Annotated in this window: 2 protein-coding genes; both read left to right on the forward strand. The window is 41.2% G+C overall.

Annotation, left to right across the window (positions count from 1 at the left end):
- Positions 1–116: 116 nt before the first annotated feature.
- A complete protein-coding gene (locus ML342_RS12080) occupies positions 117–326 on the forward strand; it encodes a hypothetical protein (RefSeq protein WP_240127169.1) in 210 nt (69 codons plus the stop codon).
- Positions 327–365: 39 nt separating this feature from the next.
- Positions 366–821 carry a hypothetical protein gene (locus ML342_RS12085; RefSeq protein ID WP_240127170.1) on the forward strand — a complete coding sequence of 152 codons (456 nt, stop codon included), beginning with the start codon at positions 366–368 and terminating at the stop codon, positions 819–821.
- Positions 822–833 lie beyond the last annotated feature (12 nt).

The following is an 833-nucleotide window of genomic DNA, read 5'->3' on the forward strand; positions in this document are numbered from 1 at the left end:
AATGGAATGGAACGGAATGGAACGGAATGGAATGGAATGGAATGGAATGGAATGGTATGGAATGGAATGGAATAGTACGGAATAGAATGGAATGGAACGAATTGTAATGGAATGGAATGGAATGGAATGGAATGGAATGGAATGGAATCAACGCGAGTGCAGGGGAATGTAATGGAACGGAATGCAATGGAATGGAATCATCCGGAATGGAATGGAATGGAATGGAATGGAATGGAATGGAATCAACCCGAGTGCAATGGAATGGAGTGGAATGGAATGGAATGGAATGGAACAACCCGAATGGAATGGAATGTAATGGAGAGTAAGGGAGTTGAATAGAATCAATCCGAATGTAATGGAATGGAATGGAACGGAATGGAATGGAATGGAATGGAATGGAATGGAATGGAATGGAATCAACCCGAGTGCAATGGAATGGAATGGAATGGAATATAATGGAATGGAATGGAAACAACCCGAGTGGAATGGAATGGAATGGAATGGAATGGAATGGAATGGAATGGAATGGAATGGTACGGAATAGAATGGAATGGAACGAAATGGAATGGAATGGAATGGAATGGAATGGAATGGAATGGAATGGAATCGTTCCGAGTGGAATAGGAGGGAATGTATTCGAGTGGAATGGAAAGGAATGGAATCAACCAGAGTGGAATGGAAGGGAATGGAATGGAATGGAAACTAATAGAATGGAATCAACCCGAGTGGAATGGAATGGAAAGGACTGGAATGGAATGGAATGGAATGGAATCAACTCGATTGTAATGGAAATGAAAGTAATAGAATGGAATGGAGTGTAATGGAATAATATG

The sequence above is a fragment of the Thermomonas alba genome, from assembly GCF_022419205.1.
GTDB lineage: Bacteria > Pseudomonadota > Gammaproteobacteria > Xanthomonadales > Xanthomonadaceae > Thermomonas > Thermomonas alba.